The 21,574-nt window shown below is 67.4% G+C and carries 13 protein-coding genes; 7 read left to right on the top strand and 6 right to left on the bottom strand.

What is annotated here, in order from left to right:
• Positions 1-536, top strand: a 536-nt coding sequence (locus JSV65_16690) for a sugar phosphate isomerase/epimerase (protein UCH34156.1), incomplete at its 5' end; no start/stop codon positions are given.
• Positions 537-953: 417 nt separating this feature from the next.
• Positions 954-1,991: a WD40 repeat domain-containing protein gene (locus JSV65_16685; protein UCH34155.1), complete on the top strand. Its 1,038-nt coding sequence runs from the start codon at positions 954-956 to the stop codon at positions 1,989-1,991.
• Between the two features lie 46 nt (positions 1,992-2,037).
• On the opposite strand, the gene JSV65_16680 is transcribed toward JSV65_16685, so the two are convergent.
• From JSV65_16680 to JSV65_16655, 6 genes are all read right to left on the bottom strand, one after another.
• A complete protein-coding gene (locus JSV65_16680) occupies positions 2,038-3,345 on the bottom strand; it encodes a hypothetical protein (GenBank protein ID UCH34154.1) in 1,308 nt (435 codons plus the stop codon).
• 160 nt (positions 3,346-3,505) lie between these two features.
• A complete protein-coding gene (locus JSV65_16675) occupies positions 3,506-4,012 on the bottom strand; it encodes a macro domain-containing protein (GenBank protein UCH34153.1) in 507 nt (168 codons plus the stop codon).
• 123 nt (positions 4,013-4,135) lie between these two features.
• On the bottom strand, positions 4,136-5,008 hold the full coding sequence (amrB, locus tag JSV65_16670) for an AmmeMemoRadiSam system protein B (protein UCH36818.1): 873 nt from the start codon (positions 5,006-5,008) through the stop codon (positions 4,136-4,138).
• Positions 5,009-5,185: 177 nt separating this feature from the next.
• The gene (locus JSV65_16665; protein ID UCH34152.1) at positions 5,186-7,996 is read right to left on the bottom strand and encodes a hypothetical protein; all 2,811 of its coding nucleotides are present in this window, start codon (positions 7,994-7,996) and stop codon (positions 5,186-5,188) included.
• Between the two features lie 339 nt (positions 7,997-8,335).
• A complete protein-coding gene (locus JSV65_16660) occupies positions 8,336-9,790 on the bottom strand; it encodes an HD domain-containing protein (GenBank protein UCH34151.1) in 1,455 nt (484 codons plus the stop codon).
• A gap of 52 nt (positions 9,791-9,842) precedes the next feature.
• Positions 9,843-12,212: a HEAT repeat domain-containing protein gene (locus JSV65_16655; protein UCH34150.1), complete on the bottom strand. Its 2,370-nt coding sequence runs from the start codon at positions 12,210-12,212 to the stop codon at positions 9,843-9,845.
• A 278-nt stretch (positions 12,213-12,490) separates the two neighbouring features.
• Between JSV65_16655 and dut the strand changes: the two genes are divergently transcribed.
• The 5 genes from dut to JSV65_16630 all read left to right on the top strand — a co-directional run.
• Positions 12,491-12,943: a dUTP diphosphatase gene (gene dut / locus JSV65_16650; protein ID UCH34149.1), complete on the top strand. Its 453-nt coding sequence runs from the start codon at positions 12,491-12,493 to the stop codon at positions 12,941-12,943.
• A 280-nt stretch (positions 12,944-13,223) separates the two neighbouring features.
• Positions 13,224-16,247, top strand: coding sequence for a hypothetical protein (locus tag JSV65_16645; protein ID UCH34148.1), 3,024 nt, complete (start codon positions 13,224-13,226; stop codon positions 16,245-16,247).
• 220 nt (positions 16,248-16,467) lie between these two features.
• Positions 16,468-18,249: a hypothetical protein gene (locus JSV65_16640; protein ID UCH34147.1), complete on the top strand. Its 1,782-nt coding sequence runs from the start codon at positions 16,468-16,470 to the stop codon at positions 18,247-18,249.
• 13 nt (positions 18,250-18,262) lie between these two features.
• A complete protein-coding gene (locus JSV65_16635) occupies positions 18,263-20,170 on the top strand; it encodes a hypothetical protein (protein UCH34146.1) in 1,908 nt (635 codons plus the stop codon).
• A 144-nt stretch (positions 20,171-20,314) separates the two neighbouring features.
• A partial coding sequence (locus JSV65_16630; protein ID UCH34145.1) for a hypothetical protein occupies positions 20,315-21,574 on the top strand: 1,260 nt, incomplete at its 3' end.

The following is a 21,574-nucleotide window of genomic DNA, read 5'->3' as shown; positions in this document are numbered from 1 at the left end:
TCGCGACGACCAAGCGCATGATGGACCTCGCGGCGCGGGTGGGCGTTACCGTCATGACGTCGCACATCGGCGTGATCCCTGAAGACCCCGCCGCCTCGGAGTATCGCACCGCCGCCGAGGCGCTGGAGGACATCGGTGCCCACGGCGACGGGATCGGGGTCGTCTTCGCCAGCGAGACGGGGCCGGAGTCGGGAGCGGCGCTCGGCGCGTTCCTGCGCGGCCTGCGGACGAAGTCCATCAAGGTCAACTACGACCCGGCGAATCTGGTAATGAACGGCTTCGACCCGGTGGAGGGCGTGTACGACCTTGCCGGGCTGATCGCGCACACGCATGCCAAGGACGGCGTCGGCCCCGGGCCGAACTGCGGCGAGGTGCCGCTAGGCGAAGGCGACGTGCCGTGGCCGGAGTATCTCCGCGCGCTCAAGGAGACGGGCTACGAGGGCTATCTCACCATCGAGCGCGAGGTGGGAGACAACCCGGCGGCCGACATCGCCACCGCGGCGAAGTTCCTGCGCGAGCAACTGGCGGGGCTGTAGCTCACACCTGCGGGTGCGCAAGACGACAGCTTCGCACGGCGCCACTATGGCGTGCGGCGATTCATCGCCGCTTTGGTGCCGGCAGGTCCGCTGCGGCCTGGAAGAGCGGGACTGAAAGTCCCGCACGCCAAAAGGCGCGGCGGCGCGCGGCTTCACTGTGCACGTGTGCCGTGGAATGAATCAGCGGCATGCATCCCTTGTTTGTGCCCTGGTTTGTTGGCGCCGGAGAACAGGAATACCCACCGCATTCGCCCAAATGCGAACTCAGCATTTGTCCCATTCCAGCCGACGATGCACTCACAGGTTGTCTAGAGTAGCGCTGACAACCAGACGTGTTCACGCTCGTCGCCTGCGGACCGAGCCGGGCCGCGGAAGGCCTGCGTGTGTGTCTCTCCGCGGTGGAGGTGGAATGTGCGAATGAGCCAAGAGCCAGCCAGCCAAGCAGACCCGACGAAGCCGCGTCTCGACCAAGCGAAGTGCTCTCACAGGAAACGGCGGCTTACGCTCGCGCTTGCGCTACTCCTCGCTCTGCTTATTTCGCGCTCGGACGCGGTCCGCGCGAAGGACGACCACGTTCCAGAGGTCTCCTCAACCTTTCAACACACCGGAACGGTCTGGGCGGTTGCCTTCTCGCCCGACGGCAAGACGCTGGCCGCCGGCGCCGGCGCCGTCGGTGGTCCTAGCGAGGTATGGCTGTGGGATCTCGCCAGCAGGAAGCGACTGCTGGCGCTCAAGCATGGTGCCGGCATGGGGGCTGTGGCGTTCTCCCACGGTGGGTCGAGACTGGCGTGCGGCTACGATGACGGCCAGGTGTTCCTGTGGGCTGTGCCTGCCGGTGCGAAGGAAGCGGTGCTTGCCAGCGAGGAAGCAGTCAAGTCACTCTCCTTCTCGCCCGACGACCGGCTGTTGGCGGTTGCCGACGCCGACGGCAAAGTCACGATATGGGATGTGAAGCGGGCCACATTGAGAAGGAGGCTGAAGGCGAGCAACGATTACGCGTTCGCTGTCGCGTTCTCCCCGGACGGCAGGACTCTAGCCACAGGCGGCGATTATAATGGGAGCGTGAAGCTCTGGGACACGCCCACCTGGCAGGTCGCGCGCACGCTTGTCGGGCATAGCGGGGCCGTTGACGCACTCGCATTCTCGCCAGATGGCAGATGGTTGGCGAGCGGGAGTTGGGACGATACCGCGAAGCTATGGGACCCGGCGACGGGTGACCTCGTGGCGACGATGGGAGGCCACTCCTTCAACGTGTGGGATGTGGGATTCTCTCCCGATGGCAGACTCTTGGCGACCGCGAGCGAAGAGGTCGTAATGTGGCGGGTCCCCCGCGGCGTCAGGATGCTCTTGCTTCCCGACGAGGATACCATGACCGTAGCCTTCTCGCCGGACGGCTACACACTTGCGACCGCAAACGACCTTGACGTGCATCTGTGGGACATACGGCGAAGATAGGGACGCCCGGCAAGAAAGGGACAGTGCTTCGCCGTGCCCGCCTCGCCTATTGCGCTTGCAGCGACTCGACAGAGCGAAGACGCTCGTTCGCCTCCTGGCACTCGGGCGCCAACTTCACCGCCTCACGCAGCAGCGTCAGGCCGGCCTCGAACGCCTCGCGATCCACAATCTTCGGGTGGGCCTCGTCTGTCTGGTCCAATGCGCGCGGGATGTACGCGTTGGCCGCCGATCGCCGGACCGAGGCGCCGTCCGGCTCTGCTCGCACAGCGTCCAGCCATGCCTGGATGGACCGATCCCACAATGCATTGCCCTTCTTTGTGTCCCCTGCGGAGATCGCCAGTTGCGCCTCCATGAACAACGCGCCCGCCAGGCCCGTGAGCGTGCCGGGCGATATGTAACCCAGCCGCACCGCCGCCTCGTATTCCTCGCGACCAGCGGCAATAGCATCCTCACGCGACATCCCCTCGGTCGCAAGCCCCGCTCCCTGGAGGTAGAGTACGCCTAGTTGGGCGTGAGGCAGGGCAAAGTGCGGATCCAGGGCGGTTGCCAGCCTCAGACTCGACATCGCATATTCGCGACCGACGTAAAGGCTTTTGAAGGCATCCTCTGCTAACCGCGCGGAGGAGTCCTTCGACTCAACCGGGTCAGATGCGTCGCTCAGCTCGGCTGCTTTCTTCAGAAAGTCGACCGTTGCCCATCTCAGGAAGAACAACGCCTCCAGGTAGGCTTCCGCCGCTTTGAGCGACTGCGTACCCAACGCAGGCCGAGGTTCATCAGCCGCGCGCGCCGACGTCAGGGATCGTCTCAACTCCCAAGCCGCTTCGGCGGGCACAGTGATCACCGCCTTCTCGACCGGCGCGGTCAGCCGCACCTCCTTCACGGTTTCCCCGGACGCGGCGGCGAGTCTGATCGTTACCTCCAAGCCGCCGCTCGCCTTCGCGATTGACCCCGTGAGGAACATCTCGGGAGCGGCAGGATGGTCCAGCGGATTCGGCTGCGCCAGGTACGAGGCGACAAACTCATCAAGATACTTGCGAACGTCGTCGGGCGGTGGCGTCGCGCGGAGATCCTTCTCGGTGCCCATCATCCGATACACCCAGAACTTCGCGTGGGGCTGCGGGCCGCAGTCGGTGCCCGGCCCGCGCGCGACACCTGGCAACTGCCACACGCATTCGGCGAGCGCTTCGGGCAGGAAATGCTCGAACGAGTTGAACCTGTCCTCACCCGTCTCGTTCTTGAAATCCTGGATGGCGAGCGCTTGCGGCGCGGCGCATACGTGCCCACAGGCGAACAGCGCAAAGGCGCCGGCGATTAAGCAGGCCAACGCGAATAGTCGGCGCGGTGGTCGGTTCATGATTCCCCCTTCTCCAGCGACCCGGCGTCAGGTCGAGGATGCGCGTGCTCCAGTCCGCGGCCGAGCCTCCGTCGCCGTTCCCGCTGTGGAGCCCCAGGTGACGACCGCCCTGCTGTCGCGCATCCGGGTTCCCAGCCGAGGGCGGCTGGGCCAGATCGCCCTACTTCTGCGCATCCAGTTCCGTCCTAAACGTCTCGCACGCCTCCCGGCCGAACAGCGCGAAGGTGATCTCGCGCACTGAGGTGTCGCCGTCGAGATGGGCGCGGGCTTCGCTGATCATGATCCGCGCGGCCTCGTCCATCGGGAACCCGCCCACGCCGGTCCCCAGCGCGGGAAAGGCTATGCTTCCGATCCCCAATTCCTTGGCGCGCTGCAGCGCGCTGCGCATAGCGGCGCGGATCTTATCCCCGTCGGTCTGGAGATCCTGGCCCATGACTGCGGCGTGAATCACGTGACGCGCCGGCAGCGATCCAGCGCGGGTGACGACCGATTCGCCCACCGGCACCGGCCCCTTGCGCACGGCCTCGGCCTCGATCTCCTTGCCCCCTTGGCGCTTGATCGCCCCCGCCACGCCGCCGCCCAGCCAGAAGTGGTTATTGGCGGCGTTGACTATCGCGTCAACGGCAAGCGTCGTGATATCGGCTTCGATGACTTTGATCTCGCCCATGCCTACCCTCCCCGGGGGACAGTTACCTGTTTCCAGAGCTTCGATCACAACCTTGCTGCGACTGCGAATCGACCCACCGTTGATCCAGACGCCGGAAAGAGGTAACTGTCCCTCCGGCGAGCATCAGGCGCCGACCGCGAAGCGCGCGGCGGCATAGCCGACGACCTCGCCCTTGTCGCCCGTGATGTCGCCCGATGTGTAGTACGCCAGGAGTCGCGCGTCCCGCGCGTCCGCGGCGGTTGCGGCTTCCATCATCGTCGCCACCGCGAGCACGCCGCACATCGACACACGGCGCGCATCCACCGCGCTCAGCATCCCTGTCGTATCCAACGCGAGCGCCTTGTCGAGCACCGCGCGGTCCTTCTCGCTCGCGGTGTCGTGCGACTCGAAGTGCGTCATGTCGGTGCTGGCGACAATTACCGCGCGGCGATCCTGCGTCGCCTCGACGAGCGCCTGCGCCAGATTGTCCAAGCGCAGCGCCTCCGCCGACTGCACGGCCGCCGCGCTCACCGAGCGCAGCGCGATGGGAAGAACGCCCACATCGGTCCCGAACAGATACTGGATGAAGGGCAATTGCACTTCGAGGGAGTGCTCGAAGCGGTGCGCGGAGTCGTCGAGGTGCGCGCCGAGAAAGCCTGCGAGTAAGCGCTCGCGCAGATCGTCGTCGACCCGCACATCGCCCAGCGGCGTGCTCCACGCTGCGGCGGTTGGAATCGCGATCGCCTCGCCCATCCCCGTGTGGTTCGGGCCGATCATGACGATGACGTCGGGCGTCCCGTCGCGAGCGAGTTCGGACCAGCTCCACGCGGTCGCCGGGCCTGAGTACTGAAAGCCGGCATGGGGGCACACCAACCCGCGGATGCGCCCGGGGCCGTCGGGGTCCACTTCGGGCATCGTGCCCGGGCCGAGTTCGTGGGTGAAGCAGTCCTCGATCTGCGCGCGCAGCGCGCGCGCGTCGCCGTGGTAGAAAGTGCCCGCCACTGCGGGACGTCGGATGGAGTCCATATCGCCTCCCCCTGACGTCGTTGGCCTTCGCGCCGCTATTATAGCACACCGGCGCGGGGGGACAGTTACCTTTCCCGAACGTCCGCTGCCGCGAATGCGTGTGCTGCGCGGTCGGCGCCGCAACTCCCGCACACACGCGCCCGCGCCTGCAGAAAAGGTAACTGTCCCCTACTGCGGCACGACCTCTAAGACGTCGAACCACGCCGTGCCAGGGCTGATCAACTCCAGCGTCGGTGGTGTCCGCGCGTCATTTTCGGCGACGCCGGCGAACTCATACCTCGCCCATTCCGTCCCTAACTCGAACGTCTGCGGCTCGGCCGCAATGCCGCGCAGGCCGAGGGCGAACCGCAGCCCCGCCGTCTGCGCTTTGGCCCACACCGACACCACGTACTCCCGACCGCTCTCCAGCACAACCGGGAACGGCACGACGGTGACGCCGCCTCCCTCGGTCGGCGTGCGCAAGCGCAGCGAATGCGCGCCGTGGTACGCCACCCGCGAGTCAACGAACAGCGACGCGCCGGGGTCCGAACCGACCGTGACGTAACATCCGTCCGGCGTCCCGACGTTCGCGCTGTCCTCGAAGCTCGGGTTGACCGTCAGGTTGCCGGGTGCGACTGCGATGGCCTCCGCCGGGGCCTCGACCTCGACGCGGTACACCCGCGTGCCGAAGCCGTCTATCATGTCGTGGAGTCCGCCGTCGGTGACCGCGACGCGGCGCCCCTCGAACAGCACCTCCGCCTCGCCGCTCAAGTCCTCTTCGATGGCGAGCGCGGCCGTGACCGGCTCGACCGCCGCATTGACGGCGATCACATAGACCGAACCTCGCCACCGCCACGCTGCGACGTGAACGCTTTCGACTTCGGTGGTGACCGCTGGCGCCGGCTCAGTCGAGAGCAGGACCGGCGTCAGTTCCTGCGCCTCCAGCGCCAGGCGCCGGCATTCGCTCCACAGGCTGGGCGAGATCGGGTTGCCGATCGGCGGGCGGCGGATGAAGTACTGGATGCCCGTCGCACCGTGCACCAGCGCCAGGTACGTCATCGCGCGCTCCTCCCGCGCGGTCGGCTCGCGCCGCCACCCCTCCCCGCCGCCGAACGCCTGAGGCACGATCCACAGCGGCATGCCGTAGCCCACCGCGCGGTTGAGTTGGTCGGCCCATTCGGCGACGACCGTCACCGACCCGTGCGGTATCGGGTACGGATCGGCCATCATGATGTCCATCCCGCTGACGTACTCCGGCGCCCGCGCCGGGATGCAGAAGACCATCGTGATGGGATGATACGGGTCGAGTTCCTTGACGAAGTTGTACGCCTCGATGAGGCGCTCGGGCGGGATCCCCTGGCCATCCGGCTCGTCGCACAAGTACCAGGCCAAGAGCGCGGGGTGATCTCGATACGCCTCGACCTCGCGCCGCAGCGCTTCCCACTTCTCCGGCGACGGTTCGGCCTGCGCGATCGCCCGAATGTCGTAGTGCACCTTCATGCCGACCTCGGCGCAGCGGTCGAGGTACGCGCGCACTTGCGCCGGGTCGCGCGCCGCGTTCTGATAGGCGGCGATCATGTTGAAGCCCTGCGGCGCCTCCGCCGCCGGCAGCTCACCCGGCGGGAAGATGCAGTAGAACCCGAACGGGAACCATGGCAGGCCGTCAACGATGAGCCCGCGGTTCTCGTAGTCTATTCCAACCTCGTTGGCCTTGGGCGGGCCTGTGCGCAGCACGGTCTCCGCGATTGCGACGACCTCCTCGCCGCGGCGCAGTTCGCCGGTGAACTGATTCACGCCGTTCGGTAACCGCGCGAGGTTCACCTCCACCCGGTTCCGCGCGCCGCCGCGCACATCTGCTTCGATACGCAGGCCGTTGTCCGCGCTCGCGATGAAACGGAGCGTCTCGCCCGCCAGCCCGTCGGACACACCTACCAGAAGGCAGCCGGTTTCCTCGGAGGTGTAGATCGAGCGCCCGGGCAGGAGCGTCATCACCGGCAGCACCTGGGCCGTCAACTCCTTGGTTGCGAACAGCTCGGCGCGGCCCGGGCGGGCGCTGACGATCACGCGATAGGCATAGGCGCCCGGTGTCACTGCCGGCAGGGAAAGGGCGACCGGCGTGTCTCTGTCCCGGTGCAACCGGACGTTGGTTGTGGCCTCCAGCCGCTCACCGCGCGGTGATGTCGCCGACAGCGTGACGCTCACCCGCTCGGCGGCCGCGGACTCCGCGCGCGCGGCAAAGGACGCCGCCAGCCGCCCGTCGCCGACCTCCGCCGGCAGATGGAACGCCGACAGCCGCAGCCCGGACTGCGCCACGACCGCCGGCGACAGGCGCACCTCGATGGCGAAGCTCCGCTCCTCGCCTTTGGGCAGATCCTCGTCTAGGCCGAGCCAGAAGTGGCCCCAGCGGTTATCGTAGTCGTAGAGCGTGATCGGCTTGCTGGCGGCGATCTCGACGCGGCCGAACAGGGAGCTGATCGTGATGTCGCTCGCGCCGGTGAACGGGTGGGGCTGCGCGGGATCGAACGAGAGCGGTATGATTCCATCCGCGCGCTGCGCTGCGGCGTCGCTCTCAAATGCGGCGCCCGCAAACCAGTGCTCGGTCGGGCGCGAGAAGCCGAGCTGCAGGGCGGCGTCGTCCCAGGCGTCCTGGACGTACTCGCACTCGAAGCGGAACCGGTCCCCCGGCCCGGCGACGATTCTCTCGGTCCAGCGAAAGCCGGGAACGGCGTGCTCGATGGTGAGCACGTGCGCCGCGCCCCGCCGCGCCAATCGCGCCCGGCCGCGATCGCGGCTACTGTCGAAGTGCGCCTTCTTCCAGTCGCGCGTGTGCAGCGTGAACTCCTGCGGGTAGGCCGAGAACACGCGCATGCCGTCGCGTTCGACATCAAGCCCCTGCTGCGCGCGCCACACCAGGCGGCAGCGATCGAGCTTCAGCTCGACGCGCTCCGGGCCCCGTTCGCCTCCGCGTATCTGCTCCGCGCCGGCCGGGATCGCCATCATGAGACCGAGCGCTCCAACGGCAAGTACGAATCCTGGGGTGATCGCACACATTCAGGTCTGCCTCCGTGTCGTGGTGGGCTGCGGCCGGGTGGCGGAACTCAAACGCCTCCCGCCGTTCTTCGCCCCCGGACGCGCTATTATAGCGCGTCCGGCGCCGCTTGCGGCGCGTCACGCATGGGGAGACGGATGCGGGCCCACAGAGACGATGGGGTGTTTCGCGTGCAGCCAGAGCAGTCACGCCCGTGTGCGTGGCTGGGGAGCGCGCACGGCTCACGCCGGGGAGAGGTCCCTCGCGATGAGGCGGGCGATTCCGACAAAGCGGGCTGCCGCGGGCGGCGACTACTTCAACAGCACGGCGGCCATCTCGGAGATGCGGCCGACGGGCTGGAGGCAATCCGCGATAGAGCGGCAATAGCCGCCGTGCGTATCGCGCTCACTGAGATCGGCGCGCTTGAACCCGCGCACCAGGGTGCTGCTGGCGTCCACCAGCAGGCGCACCACGGGCCGCGCCGGATCGCGCTCGCTGCCGCCGGCGACGACTGCCCACTCGCCGGTGTCGAGCTTGACGACGGCGCCGACGGGATAAAGGCGCAGCATTGAGGCGAAGCGCCGCAGCAGGCGCGGCTCGAATTGGCTGTAGCCGGAGTAGAGCATCCAACCCACGGCTTGCTCCGGGCGCACTGCCGCCCGGTACGGCCGCACGGTGGTCAGTGAATCGTAGCAGTCCACGATGGTGACGATGTGGCTATAGAAGTTGAGCGACTTCGGGCGCGCGACTTTGGGGTAGCCGCTGCGATCGTGCTTGACGTGATGCTCGAACGCGACGACGGAGGCGAGGTCGGGCACGCCCGGGGTCGTCGCCAGCACTTTGGCGCCGACCAGCGGGTGGGTGTGCATCACCATCCACTCCTCTTCGGTGAGCGGCCCCGGCTTGCGCACCACCTCCAGCGGCACGAACACTTTGCCGATGTCGTGCAGGATGCCCGCCATGCCCAACTCGATCATCTGCTTCTCGTTGAGCCCCAAGGTGCAACCGAAGACCATGGACACGATGCACACATTAACCGAGTGCTCGTAGAGGTACTCGTCGTAGCTCTTGATCGCCGCCAGGCTCACCAGCCCCGAGGAGTCGTAAAGCAGCGACGCCAGCATCTCATCCACCACGGCCCGCACCGCCGGCGCGTCAACTGCCTGTCCGCGCTCAACCGCGTTCATCGCGCGGCGAACGGTGTCGACCGCGTCCTGATAGATCGCCAGCGCCTCGCGCTCTTGCTTGTCCTCGAGCTGATCGGAGCGCCGCGGTTCGAGCGCGATGTGCGCGACCTCGTGAGCATCCAGCGCGCCCTTGGCGCCGCCCTGGAGGTCGAGCGCCCGCGGATCCGTAATCAGCACCTCCGCCAGCACCGCTATCTCACGCCGCTCGACTCCGGGCAGGAACGTGATGCGCCCAACTTCGCGCGCAGTCAGCTCCTCCGCAAGCGGCACGAGCGTCCCCACGTAATCGGGCAGAGGCAAGTCGTCGAACAGGAACTGGTCGGTCTGGACGTTGATCTGAAGCTCCGCGCGGTCAGCCAGCACGGAGTTGAGGCGATCCGTCGCCTCTTGGAGGCACGCCTCGGCGACCGAGTGCTGAAGCCCGTAGAAAGTGGCGTTGCGCATCGCCGTGGCGACCGACGTCAGCGCCTCTTCGACTTGCGCCGACAGTTCCACCGGCGCCGTGGTCGTGTCATCTGCATCGGTGATGGTCATGTCGAATACCGGGTCCCCGCCGACAGTGGTCTTCTTTCCGCTCATCCCTTCGGCTTTGCTCCTTCGACCGCGCGGCGCGTGCCGCGCTCAGCCCGACTCACTGCGCGCCGTCGGGTTGGTTGGCCTGCAATTCCTCGAACATCTGCAAGCAGGCGGAGCGCACTGCAGGACGCTTGTCGTGGGTATAGCCCGCGAGCACGTCGAGGCACTCCGGCGTACCGATGCGCTTGAGCGCCGCTGCGGCAGCGAGTCTGATCTCATCCATCTTCGCCGCCCCGAACAGCCCGCGTCGCTTGAGCGCCTCCGACAGCGTCTGGATCGCCTGCCCGCCGCCGATCTTGCCCATAGCGCAGACGGCCTCGAGCTGATCTCCCACCGGGCGCCCGAACAGCCCCGGGCTGCGCAGCGCGATGCGCGACAGCTCGGCCACTGCGTCCGCGCTCTTGAGGTCGCCGAGGGCGGCAATCGCCGCCCGCCTAATGGATGGGTTGTGGTCCGACAGCGCCGGGTGCAGCAACCGCGCCGCATCCGATGAACCGGTCTTGCCCAGGGCTTGCACGGCGGCGAGGCGCACCAGCACGTCGCGCGCGCTCAGCGCCTTGCCCAATCCCTTGAGCGCCGCCGGTGTCCCAATGCGCGGCAGCACCCGCACCACTGCTTGCCCAACCTGTGTATATCCAGTGTCCAACGCGCGGCACAGCTCGGGCACCGCCGTTTCCCCCAGCCGTACCAGCGCCTGCTCCACCGCCGCGTCCGCGCCCGGCGCCAGCGGCTCCCCCATCAACTGCGTCAGCATCGGAGCCGCGGCCTCCCCGAGGAACACCAGCAGCTCCGTCGCTGTTACGACCTGCTCCGGCATCGCCGTGCGTACGACTTGGCTCACAAGATGCAGGATCGCACCCGTGCCGATCGCCTCCAGCGCGGCCTTCGCCCGCAGCCGCTGCCACGCCGGGTATTGGTTGGTTTCGTTGGCATGGCGCGCGAAGCACGCGAGCGCCGCAAGCGCCGCCGCGCGCTGCCCGCCGTCCATCAACTCCCTCGTCTTGCGCTCCAATTCGGTGGCCACCTTGGAGTAGCCGTCGAGCTTGTTCTCTTTCTCCAGGATCTCGAGCAGCGTCGCCACCGCATCCGCCAAAGTGGTCTGGCCGCGCGCCGACTGGAGCATGTCCGTCATCTCCTCCCACGGCGACGACGGCTGGAGTTTCATCGCAGCCATGCCGTTGAGGAGCATCGCCAGGCGACTCGCCGGCACCCCCGCATCGGCGCCGATTAACCCGAGCGCTTGGCTGCCGCGCTCCAAACCGACCACGGCGTCGGCCAGCTCCCGCGGCAGGTTGCGCGCCTCCGCCAGCGCGGCGTTGAGGTCCGCGAGCAACGAGGGCAAGCGCTCATTGGCCGGCGATGTCACGACCTCGTCCGGGCTCGGCGGCCCTTCACCCAGACTGTTGGCGTGGAAGCTGAAGATGCGCGGCCGCACCGCGGGCGGCAACTTGGATACCCCTTGGCGCACGCTGCCTTTCACCGCCTCCCACTCGGTGACCGACCGCGCGAGCACCAACCGCTCGATCCTCTGCACCATCTGCCCGACGAATGCCGCGCGCCCGCTCTCCGCCGCCTGCACCCCTGCTTGCGACAGGCATTCCGTCAGCAACCGCACCACGAGACTCGGGTCGGCGAGCAGGGTCAGGAGCTTGCGGTACTGCTCGTCGTCAATATCATCGCCGTCACTACACAGCAGTTTGGCCAACTCGACAATGATGCTGTCCCACTGCGTATCCGGATCCAGCGGGGCCATCTGCTCCTGCTGTTCGGTCTCCGGGGCGTCCTCGACGTAGTGGATTTCCTCCGCCTCGATGCGCGTCACGCCGGCGGTGGCCAGGATGTGTTTGACTCCGCCCTTGGCGCGCAGGCGAGTCGCGGGAAGCTCCATCACCGACAACAGCACCGCCAGCTCAGTCGGATCAACACCCGCTTTGAACGTGACGCTGAGGATCCCCCGCTGTCGCAGCCGCTTCGCCAGTGCCTGGGTGTCGGCGGTCTGACGGTACGCCTTGCCGTCAATCAGCAGCCCGACCTCGGTGGCGGTGATGGTGAGTGTGCCGCGCTCCCGAAGTGCCATTTCCAGCGCGAGGCCGGCCTCGTCTCGCGCAGCCGCGGCAATCGGATGGTCGTCTTGGTACAGGCCCACGGCCCGCCGCGCGGCCACCAGGCGGTCGAACACTGCCGCCAAGTCGCTGGCGATCGGGGCCACAGCCTGGAGCAGAAGCTCTTGCGCCTCAGCGGTCTCGCTGGTCATGCTCATAGCCCCACCACGACAGGCCACCGCCACCACCCGCCGGTGGCCGCAGCCCATGATTTGATGCTGCACGGTTATTCCACATTTGGCCGCGGTTTGTGCGCTCGGCGAATGCCGTCTACACGCGGCCCCCGTCCAGATCTCGTCGCGTCGCGACGATGCGCAGATCATGCCGGCCCGGCGCGGGTGCTCAGCTCAGCGGCCTTCTCATGCGCCGGGAACACGCGGCGCCGCGCGACTGGTCGCCCTGTCGCGCCAGCCATCACGGCGGGGGAGGAACGGCGCCGCGCCCAGAGAATAAGTCGGCGCAACAGCCCATGCGCATGTGATCGCGGGCATCGCAGGCCAAGTCCCGGTGGCCGAGCGCCGTCAGCGCACCTGATGCGGTCACGGATGTTCGCGTCAACGCGCTGTCATTCCGCCCACGTGAGCGACTGGTAACCCGTCTGATGCACGACAGAATCCTCATCGAGGTCGAACGCCTGCCGGAGGGCGAGGGACTGCCGCTGCCGACCTACCAGACCGCGGGATCGTCCGGTATGGATCTGCACGCCGCCGTCGCGGACGAGCAGGTCATCGCGCCCGGAGCGCGGGCGCTTATTCCGACCGGCATACGGATTGCCGTCCCGGCGGGCTGGGAAGCGCAGGTGCGCCCGCGCAGCGGGCTCACCTTGCACCATGGCATCACCGTGCTCAACACGCCGGGGACGATTGATGCGGATTACCGCGGGCCCGTCGGCGTCATCCTGTTCAACGCCGGCGACGAGCCATTCGTCGTGCGCCGCGGCGACCGCATCGCGCAGATCGTCATCGCTCCCGTGTGCCGGGCGGAGGTGAGAGAAATCCCGGCGCTCGACGACACCGAGCGCTCCGCAGGCGGCTTCGGCCACACGGGGTCATGAACCGTGGAGTCATGGGGATTGCCGCAGCGCCGGTAGGATCCGCAGACGCTTCCAGACGAGGTCCCTGTGGAGGGTCAGGCCGTCCTCGGCGTCGGTCCCTAATGCACGGAACTCGTGGAATGTGGCGGCAGGCGGCCATGTGGGCTCTCGCCTGCGTCTGCTTCTGCGCCACGGGCCGCGCCGACCAGAGCAATGTCACGGCGACACACCCCGCCGCGGGGCGCTAGCGCAGCAGTCTCGGGCAGCACCTGGGGCGAAGCGATTCACGGAGGAGTCACCAATGAGACTCGAAGAGAAATTCCGCCGGGCCGGCCGCGACGGCAAGCAGTATCGCGGCATCCCGTTCTGGTCGTGGAACGATGATCTCGACCCCGACGAGCTGCGCCGCCAGATCCGCGAGATGAAAGACGCGGGCCTCGGCGGGCACTTCATGCACGCCCGCGAGGGCCTGGTCACGCCGTACCTCTCCGAGCGCTGGATGGAGTGTATCGAGGCCGCGGTGGACGAGAGCCGCAAGGTCGGCACGGACGCCTGGCTCTACGACGAAGACAAATGGCCGAGCGGCTCGGTCGGCTCCGTCATCCCCGACATGGGCCCGGAATGGCGCCAGAAGACCGTCGTGTTGGCGGAGGTTGACCCCGATGTGTATCAGCCGCAGCGGCACCCGCTGGCTACGTTCATCGGGCAGCGCCGCGGCAAGGAGGTCGCGAACCTGCGCCGCCTGCCCGACCACCACCTGCCGTCCGACGTCGGCGACGCGACCGTGTTTCACCTCTACATGGCGACGCACGGGTTCGTCGACCTGCTCAAGCCGACAGTGGTCGAGAAGTTCATCGAGTTGACCCACGAGGCGTACAAGCGACGTGTCGGCGACGAGTTCGCGAAAACCATCCCCGGCATCTTCACCGACGAGCCGAACTACCGCCACGTGCCGTGGACCGAGGATCTGCCGCGCATCTTCGAGGAGCGCAACGGCTACGACCTGCTCGACAACCTGCTGTCGCTATTCTATGAGTGCGGAGATTTCCACCGCGTCCGCTACGATTTCTGGAGCACGGTGACGGATCAGTACGTCGAGAACTTCTCGAAGCGCATCTACGACTGGTGCGAGCAGAACAACCTGGCACTCACCGGCCACCAACTGTACGAGGATAACCTCGCGGTTCAGATCCGCCACATCGGCGGCGCCATGCCGCACTACGAGTACATGCAGGTGCCGGGGATTGACCACCTCGGGCGCCACATTGTTGACCCGCTGCTCAACAAGCAGGTGTCCAGTGTCGCCCACCAGTTCGGCGGGCGCCGCGTCCTGTCCGAGACCTACGGCACCGCGGGTTGGAACCTGACCTTCGAGGACCAGAAATGGATCGGCGACTGGCAATACGCGCAGGGCGTGGATTGGCTGTGCCATCATCTGGAGTTATACTCCCTGCGCGGGCGCCGCAAGCGGGATTACCCGCCCTCCATGTATTACCAGCAGCCGTGGTGGGCGCACAACCGCGTCATCGCCGACTACTTCGCCCGCCTCGGCGCGGCGCTCACCAGCGGCCGGCATAAGTGCGACCTCCTGCTGCTGCATCCCATGGGCAGCGCGTGGGCGATTCACGATCCCCTGGACGACCAACCCGTGATGCGCCTCAACGAGCAGTTCTCGCGCCTCAGCACCTTCCTGCTCGACATCCACCGCGACTACGACTACGGCGACGAGAAGATCGTCGAGCGCCATGGCTCGATCGAGAGCGGCAGCCTGCGCGTCGGCACGTCCCGCTACAAGGTGGTCATCGTGCCGCCGAGCGTGACGATGCGCGCCAAGGTGCTCGACTTGCTGCTGCGCTTCGCGGACGCCGGCGGACGGATCGTCTGCGTCGAGCCGCTGCCGGTGCTGGAGCAGGGCGCGGAATCCGACCGCCCGGCCAATGAACTGCGCCGCGTCGCGACCATCATCGCCAATGACCGCGACGAGCTGCGCCTCACCCTGGACGGCATCCTCGAGCCCGAGATCGTGGTCCTCGAGCACGACTCGGCGCTCGAGCGCGCCCTGCACGTGCTCGGGCGCCACGAGGAGGACGCGCATTCCATCTGCTACCAGCAGCGCGATGTGGGCGACCGGCAGGTTTTCTTCCTCGCCAACACCGACAACAAGCGCGAGGTGCACGCCGAGGTGCGCCTGCGCGGCAGGGGTCTCCTCGAGGACTGGGATCTGCAAAGCGGCAAGGTCACGCTGCTGCCGTCGGTCTACGCCCAGGGGTACACGGCGGCGCGCATCATCTTCGCGCCCGCGGGCTCGCGGCTGCTCGCGCTCAATCGCGCGCAGGACCCGGTCGCGGGACCCGCCCCGGTGCTGCGCCAGGTGCGCCGCATTCCGTTCGATGACCGCTGGCAAGTCGAGCCGCGCGATCACAACGCGCTCACCCTGGACTACTGCGCCTTCCGCATGGGCAACGGCGAATGGCGCGATGAGGTGCCGACGATCTGGCTCAGCCAATCGCTCCACGGTCTGCGCGAGCCGACACCGCTCGCGCTGCGCTTCACCTGCCCCGTCGAGTTCGACCCCGGCCGTAAGCGGGAGGTCTTCCTGCTCGTCGAGCAGCCCGAGATCTACACCATCACCGTCAACGGCCGCGACGTGCCCGCGCCGGACGGCTGGTGGTGCGACATCTCGTTCCGCCGGATAGACATCGCCGGCTTGCTGCTCAAGGGCATGAACGAGATCGAGCTGACGACGACGGCGAAACCCGGCCTCGAGGTCGAGAGCGTCTACCTCATCGGTGACTTCGGCGTCACGCGCCGCAACGCGCGGTGGGATGGCGGCCCGCCCCGGTTCGCGCTCACCGAGGCGCAGACCGAAGTCCACACCGGCGACCTCGGCCCGCAGGGCTACCGGTTCTTCCGCGGCTCAATCGCATATCGCCAGGAACTGCGCGCGCCGCTGGCGGAAGGAGAGTGCGCCTTCCTACGCCTCGAGGGCATGGAGGCGGTTCTCGCAAAGGTGACGGTCAACGGGCGGGAGGCGGGGTACATTCCCTGGCGGCCGCATGAGATCGAGGTCACCGGCTTGCTCAACAGGCGGCGGGTCAACGTATTCGAGATCGAGCTGTTCGGGAGCTGCCGCAACCTGCTCGGGCCGCACCACAACGTCAACGCCAACCCGATCGGCATCGGCCCGCGCAGCTTCTCCGGCGGCGCGAGCTGGCGCGAGGACCCGCGCAGCGCCGACGACATCTGGCGCGACCGCTACTCCTTCGTCCCGTTCGGCATCACCAAAGGCGCCCACATCGCGGTCGTGGTGGAGGCGCCCGCGTGAGGAGACGAAGCGAGTAGCTTACACGCGGCGGCGTGTCCGGGAGGGGGACGCTCGCTGCAGCTCGGCCCAAGGCGGACATGTCTTAGGGCCGCGGGCGACGCGTATCCTCTGCGCCTCTGCGGTTTTCCGATCCAGGCCGACGCGCGGGTCAGTCATTCCCTCTCGGGCAGGAAATCCCCGCCGCAGGCGGGAACCGCAATCTCCAAAGGAGCAGGCCACAATGCAACGACGTCTCCTGATACCGAGAACCCGCTCGCGATCGCTGGGGTGCATCATCGCTGTAATGCTGCTCCTCGGACGCGGCGGCGTGGCGCTCGCGGATCTCCCGCCGCGCGACGCCCTCGGCCGCACCGACAAGCTGCGCGTCCTGGTGGACAAGGTCCTGATGCGCGCCAACGACTGGGTCATGACCGAGGACAACGTGCGCGAGATCGCCGACGCCGACTTTAACGTCGTGTGCCCGCGCATCGGCGGCGAGGATATGGAGCGCGTGCGCCGCGTCGCCGAGCTGGCACAGCAGCACGGCATGTACTACATGGCATGGATGCGCGGGACGTTATCCACCAAGACCGGCACCAAGCTGGTGTGGGCCGACGGCCTCGAGCAAGACCTCTACAGCCCCAACTCCGACGAGCTGTGGCAGTGGATGACGGAGAACATCGTCGGCCAGGCGCGGGTCAGCGCCGAGGTGCCGGCCGTCGTCGGCGTCTTCCTCGACTTCGAGAACTACGCGCAAGGCCGCGGCGGTAACTGCTACGATCTCTCTTACGACGAGAAGATCATGCGCGAGTTCGCGCGCGCCCGGGGCATGGAGATGCCGGACCTCGCGCCCTCCGAGCGCTACCCCTGGCTCGAGAGCCGCACCCTGGTGGACGAGTTTGCCGAGTTCCAGATTGCATCGTGGCGCGCCCGCTGCCGCGCGCTGCGCGAGCAGGTGCATGCTATCAACCCGCGCTTCCAATTCATCGTCTATCCCGCGCCCGGGACGCTGTTCATTAGGGAGGCGGTGTGGCGCGAGTGGACGACCGAGCGCGCGCCGCTCATACTCGCCGACGCCGTCACCTACGGCCGGTCGGGCGGCAAGCTGCTGTCCGAGCAAGCGGCGCTCAAGGCCAACCGCGCGCGGCTGCAGGCGAACATCGCCTCGGTGCGGAGAGCTGAGGTGCCGTTTCGGTACATGGGCGGCATTGACCCCATCGTGTGGGGTGCCGACCCGGAGTTCTCGGGCAAGAACGCGGTGATGATCTCCGACCTCTCCGACGGCTACTGGATCTTCTACGAGGGGCCGACATATGGCAAAGAAGATAACGCGGCCTACTGGCGCTGGTTCACGTGGGCGAACCAGGCGATCGCGGCCGCCGACTGGCAGCAGCAGCATGCCGCGCGCGAGACGCCCGACCCCTACGGCGTTGACCTCAGCCCGGGCTTCGACTATGACGAGGCGCTTGCGGCGGTCCGCCAGAGCCTGCCGCTCGACGGCTCCAAGGAGCGCCGCGTGTTGATGGTGCAGGAGGCCTACTCGCGCTCGCGCCAGTTCTGGGAGAAGAACGACGCCGTCGCCCTGCCGATGCGGTGGCGCTTCCGCGCCGACCCGGATCTGACCGGCATGTCCCAGGGCTGGTACCGCCCGGATTTCGACGATTTGGCCTGGGAGACGGTCGTCACCACGAGCCAGTGGCATCAGCAGGGCCGCGAGGGACTGACCGGCTCGGGCTGGGCAAGGGTGAGGTTCGATGTCCCCGCATTGTTCCGCGGCCGCACGGTGATGCTCTACTTCGGCGCGGTGGACGAGCGCGGGACGATCTTCGTCAACGGCGAGTATGTGTACAGCCATCCCGAGAGGGAAACACCCAACTCGTGGATGACGCCGTTCGACGTGGATGTGACCGACGTCATCCGCCCCGGCGAGGTCAACACGCTCGCCGTGCTCGCCGATGCCGAGACCACGCTCGGCGGCGTGTGGCGGCCGGTGGTGCTGTACTCACCCAAGCCGGGCGCGTGAGCGGTGATATCCAATGATCCTCGCGATGCTCCTCGTCGTGCTCGTATTCGGCTGTCTCTGCCTGCCGGCGCAAGCGGCGCCGTCCGGCGATTCGCCCGCCTTCTCTCTTCGCGGCGCGATCATCGGCGGGCTGCCGATGTACGCCGGCGGCGGCGCGACCGGCTACTACTGGGACAGCTTCAAGGCGCAGTGGGAGGGAGTTGACGAGACTTTCGATCACCCTTTCTGCCGCCTCGACTACTGGCGCGAGCGCCTTGGCCGCCTCGCCGGCGAGGGCTACAATGCGATCCTCTTCCTGCACCCGCACCCGTTCCCGGGTCTCGTCGAGATCCCCGAGTTCCCCGAAGCCGCCACGCTCACGCCCGAGCAATTGCAGCGCAACAAGGCCTGGTTCCACGGCCTGATTGACGAAGCCGAGGCGCGCGGCATCAGGATCTACATCCTGACCTGGAGCATCTTCCTGCCCGGCCCGTTCGCGCGCGCCCACAACCTGCCCTACCACGGCCAGGTGTTCGAATACGCCGGCGCCGACACGCCCGAATCGCGCGCCTACACCGCCGCAGCGTACCGCGCGTTTTTCCGCGAGTACCCGCAGGTCGGCCTCGCGCCCACGGTCGGCGAAAACCCGGTGCCCTGTGTGGACTTCACGCGCGCGGCGTTGTGCGACACCGTCGCGGCGATGGATCCGCAGCCGCACATCATCCTGCGCGACCAAGGCATCTACCCCCACGAGTTCGACCTCCTCTCGCGCGGGCTGGCTAACTGGCAGCCGATGTGCAAGCTCCAGGAGGAGCAGTTCTTCGTTCCCGAAGCGAGCACGCGCATCACGCTGTTCCAGAATCACACCGGCAGGCCCGCCGCCGTCATTTCGGCTCAGACACCACACTGGCTGTTCTTCGGCAGCTATTCGTTCGTCCGAGGCGTCTGTCAGGGGCTCAAGGATAAAGGCGCAGGCGGGCTGTTCATGGATACCGGCGACGGCGGTATCAACTGGATCACCGAGGCTGCATTCGGCCGGTATCTCAACGATCCCGACCGGGCGCAGGACGAGGAACAGTCGCACTGGATCGCGCGCGTACGGGAGCGCTACGGCGGTGACGTGAATGCCGAGGGCTTCCTGGCCGCCGCCGAGGAGTCGAGCGGGATCATCCCCGCTATCGGCTGCCAGCTCTACTACCGCAACAACAACTACAAGCCCCAGGTCGGCCTGCCGCTCATCTCCTACCTCGGCATGCCGAGCATCAGCAGCTTCCGCCACACCGGCATTGATCGCCCGGAGCTGGAGCAGGCATTCTCCTGGGGCATCCCGCGCAAAAAGCGGTGGAGCCGGGATTGGATCACCGTTCCCGAATACGTTGACGACCCGCATCTCGCCGATGCCGCGACCGACGTCGGCCCGCTCGAAACCGCTGAGGACGTGGAGCGCCGCGCCCAGCGGACGGAGAACCTCGTGCGCCGGCTGCGCGCACAGCAGCCCGAGCGCGGCGCCGACGAGTTTCGCCGCATCTGCGATCTGATGCAACTCGCGGCGGAACTGGGCCGGCACCACGGCGCGCGTCTGCGCGCGGCGGTGGCGTATCAGGAATGGCTCGCCGGCAAGCGCGGTGCGGCGTCCGCAACGGCCGCCGTGATGCCGCTCATCATTGCGTCGCTCGAGCGCTACGAGCGCGCAATAGAGATCATGGAGCGCGTCTACGGCGAGGGCGCGCCGGGCGGCGTCATCCGCATCGCGACGGTCAACATGCAGCCGCCGTGGACGCGCCCGGGGATGCAGTCATTCGAGGGGCAGAGTGAGGGCGGCATGCGCGAGATGCTGCGCCTGCTGCGCGTCGAGCAATCCCTGCTCGCGGATTGCCTTGCGCGCGACGAGAAGCATGTGCCGCAGTGGGATGAGATCGCCGCGGCGGACGCCGCAGAATAAGCACGCCGACTTCAGTTGGCGACGGCCGGGCTGATCGGGCCGGCCGCAGCTTCCGTTGTCTGCCTGACACGGAACGACCATCATCGCTGACGCGTCCTAGTACCGAAGGCAATGCTCTCTGCCGGAGGCGGACAGGAGGGAGTCATGGGCATTGGCCGTGCAATGTTGAATCCCGCTTCATGTCTCCTGCTTGTTTCCCTGCTGATCTCATCGTCGCGAGCAGCGCCGCCCGCGCTTGACCTCACCGCGCGATTGGGGGACCGGGAGGTGGACCTCACCCCCGTGCGGATTCGGCTCGACATCGTCCCGTTCAACAGCGAAGACAAGCCGGAAGCGGGGGGCCTCTTCTCGACCTACCGGCAGGTTGTCAATGAGTTCCGCTGGCCCGACGGCATGGCGGTGTATGCAGGACGCTCTCGCGAGGGCGCCGACGTGGACCGGCTCGCCGGACTGCTGCCTTCGCTCGACCTTATTACGTGGAAGGCGAAATGCCGCGATGATGCGATGTACGCCGGGTTGGAGCTTGCGCTCCAGCAGGGACACATCGTGCCGCCGGGCAAGGCGCGGTTGCTGGAGATCATGCTGGAGCGGCTGCTCCGGCTTCGCCAACGCACCCCAGGTGCTGCGGCCGACGCGGCGTGTGCCTACATCGCAGCGGGCATCATGGCGGGCGATGGAGATCCTGCGGTGCCGGCTGAGATCGGCGCGATGGCTCGGCGCATGCTGGACGCTCTCCGCAGTCAACCGGTGTGGGTGAAGCCGAACGGCTTCTACACCTGGACTCCCGAGCTTCGCCGCCTTTTCTCCCAGGATCGGTTGTTCCAGATGTGGCCCGCCAGGCTCGATCCTTACACCTCAGCGCTGACGGCGGATGACGCAAGGATTGCACTGATCCTGGCGCAATCCCTACGCCCCATCGGGAACACAGGACCTGACTTGCGAGACGCCTATCGCCGCACGGTCGAGTTCTACCGCGCGATGACGAACCCGAACAGGCACGCCTCGCTGGTCGAAGTGCAGCGTGCCGCCCGCGAGGCGGGAAGCACATTACGTCCCGAGGCGGATGCGGAGCGCGCGGCGGCTCAGTTGAGCCGCGCGGGATGGGACGGCATCGCGCTGTTTCCGCATTCGCTCTCCCGCGAGTCGCGAGTCGTGGCGGAACTGGGCGGCGACCCCGCGGCTCCAACAATGGGGGGTTTCATGGCCAGCATCGAGAACGGCGAGGTCTCGCTGCAGCCGACTGATGACTCCGGCCACTACGACCGCCAGCAGTACGCGCTGGAGACGCTCCTGTTCCCCGGACGCGCGGAGGAGAGTCACAAGGTTGTCGAGGCCCCCGAGTACCGCCAGCGCTTGCGCGAGGCCTTCGCCGCGCTGGTGACGTCATTCCGCGAGACACACATC

It is taken from the genome of Armatimonadota bacterium (assembly GCA_020354555.1).
Taxonomy (GTDB): domain Bacteria; phylum Armatimonadota; class Hebobacteria.
The sequence above is the reverse complement of the archived record's forward strand: the minus strand, read 5'-3'. Positions and strand labels throughout refer to the sequence as shown.

Excerpts from the sequence above, each read along its gene's own strand:
- JSV65_16685 (UCH34155.1), top strand. The coding sequence starts at position 954 with ATGAGCCAAGAGCCAGCCAGCCAAGCAGACCCGACGAAGCCGCGTCTC.
- JSV65_16680 (UCH34154.1), bottom strand. The coding sequence starts at position 3,345 with ATGAACCGACCACCGCGCCGACTATTCGCGTTGGCCTGCTTAATCGCC.
- JSV65_16675 (UCH34153.1), bottom strand. The coding sequence starts at position 4,012 with ATGGGCGAGATCAAAGTCATCGAAGCCGATATCACGACGCTTGCCGTT.
- JSV65_16665 (UCH34152.1), bottom strand. The coding sequence starts at position 7,996 with ATGATGGCGATCCCGGCCGGCGCGGAGCAGATACGCGGAGGCGAACGG.
- JSV65_16660 (UCH34151.1), bottom strand. The coding sequence starts at position 9,790 with ATGAGCGGAAAGAAGACCACTGTCGGCGGGGACCCGGTATTCGACATG.
- JSV65_16655 (UCH34150.1), bottom strand. The coding sequence starts at position 12,212 with ATGATCTGCGCATCGTCGCGACGCGACGAGATCTGGACGGGGGCCGCG.
- dut (UCH34149.1), top strand. The coding sequence starts at position 12,491 with ATGCACGACAGAATCCTCATCGAGGTCGAACGCCTGCCGGAGGGCGAG.
- JSV65_16645 (UCH34148.1), top strand. The coding sequence starts at position 13,224 with ATGAGACTCGAAGAGAAATTCCGCCGGGCCGGCCGCGACGGCAAGCAG.
- JSV65_16640 (UCH34147.1), top strand. The coding sequence starts at position 16,468 with ATGCAACGACGTCTCCTGATACCGAGAACCCGCTCGCGATCGCTGGGG.
- JSV65_16635 (UCH34146.1), top strand. The coding sequence starts at position 18,263 with ATGATCCTCGCGATGCTCCTCGTCGTGCTCGTATTCGGCTGTCTCTGC.